Raw genomic sequence first — 2908 nt, forward strand, 5'->3', positions numbered from 1 at the left:
GAACGCTGCCGATCGACGGGGCCGAGATCAAGGCGAGCATCTCCAAGGGTGTGGCGCGACTCGACAAGGCCGAAGCCAATTCGGCGAAATCCAAGATCTGGCTGTCCGGCATCGCCTCCTATGCCGGACGCGGGCTGGCGCTGTCCGGCGGCATCGTCCAGCCGGACCCGCCGGCCGCGCAGGCGAATGGCCAGCCGGCGCCGCCCAAGCAGTCGACCTTCTTCGTCGGCGGCACCTGGAGCACGCCGTTCATCTCGCCGATCAGCCGCGGCGTTTCCGGCGAATAATTTCGCGCTTGCCTGCCCTAGCCTCGCTGCGCGGCCTGCTCGTCGCGCTGGCGCTGGACCTCGCGGCGCTTGTTGGCGACCGAGGCGATGATGACGCCAACGGCGACGACCGCGATCAGGATGGTGCAGGCGGCGTTGATTTCCGGCGTCACGCCAAGGCGAACCTGGCTGTAGATCTTCATCGGCAGCGTCGTGGCGCCCGGCCCCGAGGTGAAGGAGGCGATGACCAAATCATCGAGCGACAGCGTGAAGGCCAGCATCCAGCCGGAGACGATCGCCGGCAGGATCACCGGCAGAGTGATGTGGAAGAAGGTTTTCACCGGCGGCGCGCCGAGATCCATCGCCGCCTCCTCCAGGGAGCGGTCGAACGAGACCAGGCGCGACTGCACGACGACGGCCACGAAGCACATGGTGAAGGTAATGTGGGCGAGCGTGACGGTAAGGAGGCCGCGGTCGAGGCCGACGGCGACGAAGAGCAGGAGCAGCGACAGGCCGGTGATGACTTCCGGCATGACAAGCGGCGCAAAGACCATGCCGGAAAACAGGATGCGTCCCCGGAAGCGTGTGTAGCGCGTCAAAGTGAGGGCGGCGAGCGTGCCAAGCACGGTGGCGACGGTGGCCGAAATGACGCCGACGCGCGCCGTCACCCAGGTCGCGTCCATCAGGCCCTGGTTGTGGAACAGCGAGACGTACCATTTGGTCGAGAAGCCGCCCCAGACGGTGACCAGCTTCGACTCGTTGAAGGAGAAGACGATGAGCAGCACGATCGGCAGATAGAGGAAGGCAAAGCCGAGCACGACCGAGGTGATGTTGAAGCGGCTCCAGGTGGTGTTCATCTGCCCTGCTCCTGCGCGCGCGCCTGGGCCCGCTGGAAGAGCATGATCGGAACGATCAGCAGCAGCAGCAGGATGACGGCAACCGCCGACGACAGCGGCCAGTCGCGGTTGCCGAAGAACTCGCTCCACAAGGTCTTGCCGATCATCAGTGTCTGCGAGCCGCCGAGCAGGTCGGGAATGACGAACTCGCCGACTGCCGGGATGAACACCAGCAGGCAGCCGGCGATGACGCCCGGCAGCGACAGCGGGAAGGTGATTTTCCAGAAGGCGCTGATCGGCGGACAGCCAAGGTCCTTGGCGGCCTCGATCAGCGAATGGTCCATCTTCTCCAGCGATGAATAGAGCGGCAGCACCATGAACGGCAGGTAGGAATAGACGATGCCGATGAAGATCGCCTTATAGGTGTTGAGGATGAGCAGCGGCTCGTGGATGATGCCGATGCCAAGCAGGAACTCATTGAGCAAGCCTTCCGGCTTGAGGATGCCGATCCAGGCATAGACGCGGATCAGGAACGAGGTCCAGAATGGCAGGATGACCAGCATCAGCAAGGTCGGCCGGATCGCCGCCGGCGCGCGCGCCATGCCGTAGGCGATGGGATAGCCGACGATCAGCGTCAGCACCGTCGAGATCGCGGCGATGATCAGACTGGTCACATAAGCATTGAAGTACAGCGAATCCTTGGTCAGCAAAGTGTAGTTGTCGATGCTGAGCTCTCTGAGCTGTCCGACAAAACCGAACCAGCCGCCGCTGAAATCAAGCACCGGCGTGTAGGGCGGCATCGCGATCGCCGTTTGCGACAGCGAGATCTTGAAGACGATGACGAACGGGATGAGGAAAAAGAACAGCAGCCAGAGATAGGGGACGATGATGACCAGGCGGCCGACGAAGGCCGAGCCCAGCCGGGCCAGCGGGGATTTGGCGGCATCGGCTGCCGACGGGGTTGTTGCGGCGGTCGCGGCGCTCGACATGATTGCCCCCTACCGCGTCAGCACGACGCCGGCGTCGGGCCGGAAGGAGACCCAGGCGCGGTCGTGCCAGGTCAGCGGGTCCTCGGTGATGCGCGAGGCGTTCAAGGCGCTCGCCCGCACCATCTGGCCGTCGTCGAGCCTGACGTGATAGACGGTCATGTCGCCGAGATAGGCGACGTCGTAGACTTCACCTTCGAGTGCGTTGACGGCATCGGCCGGCTTCTTCGACGAAACCTTGATCTTCTCCGGCCTTATGGCGAAGACGATGTCGGCGCCGGCGGCGGTATCGCCGCCATTCTCGACAACGATCTGGGCTCCGGTCAGCCCGGTGATGCGCGTCGTGTTCGCCGCCCGCTCGGCAACTTTGCCCTCGAACATGTTCACGTTGCCGACGAAATGCGCCACGAAGCGAGAGCTGGGGGCTTCATAGACTTCCGCCGGCGTCGCGACCTGCATGACCTCACCCTTGTCCATGATGGCAATGCGGTCGGCCATGGTCATCGCCTCTTCCTGGTCGTGGGTGACGACGACGAAGGTGAGGCCGAGTTCCTGCTGCAGGTCCATCAGTTCGAACTGCGTTTCCTCGCGCAGCTTCTTGTCCAGCGCGCCGAGCGGCTCGTCGAGCAGCAGAACCTTCGGGCGCTTGGCGACCGAGCGGGCGAGCGCGACACGCTGGCGCTGGCCGCCCGACAATTGGTGCGGCTTGCGCTTGGCGAACTGCTCGAGCTTGACCAGCTTCAGCATTTCGGCGACGCGCTTTTCGATGTCAGGGGCGGGCATGCCCTCCTGCTTGAGGCCGAAGGCGATGTTCTTCTCC

At 64.1% G+C, this 2908-nt stretch carries 3 protein-coding genes and 1 pseudogene; 1 reads left to right on the forward strand and 3 read right to left on the reverse strand.

Annotated elements, in window-relative coordinates:
* Positions 1-287: pseudogene (locus EOA33_RS30610) on the forward strand (AsmA family protein); the annotation flags it as partial.
* A 17-nt stretch (positions 288-304) separates the two neighbouring features.
* Here EOA33_RS30610 and EOA33_RS30615 read toward each other — a convergent pair.
* The 3 genes from EOA33_RS30615 to EOA33_RS30625 all read right to left on the reverse strand — a co-directional run.
* Positions 305-1123, reverse strand: coding sequence for an ABC transporter permease subunit (locus EOA33_RS30615; RefSeq protein WP_127407348.1), 819 nt, complete (start codon positions 1121-1123; stop codon positions 305-307).
* Positions 1120-2091 carry an ABC transporter permease subunit gene (locus EOA33_RS30620; protein ID WP_126056451.1) on the reverse strand — a complete coding sequence of 324 codons (972 nt, stop codon included), beginning with the start codon at positions 2089-2091 and terminating at the stop codon, positions 1120-1122. Before EOA33_RS30620 ends, EOA33_RS30615 begins: the two co-directional genes overlap by 4 nt.
* A gap of 9 nt (positions 2092-2100) precedes the next feature.
* Positions 2101-2908, reverse strand: an 808-nt coding sequence (locus EOA33_RS30625; RefSeq protein WP_127407349.1) for a TOBE domain-containing protein, incomplete at its 5' end; no start/stop codon positions are given.

It is taken from the genome of Mesorhizobium sp. M4A.F.Ca.ET.050.02.1.1 (genome assembly GCF_003997725.1).
Taxonomy (GTDB): Bacteria; Pseudomonadota; Alphaproteobacteria; order Rhizobiales; family Rhizobiaceae; genus Mesorhizobium.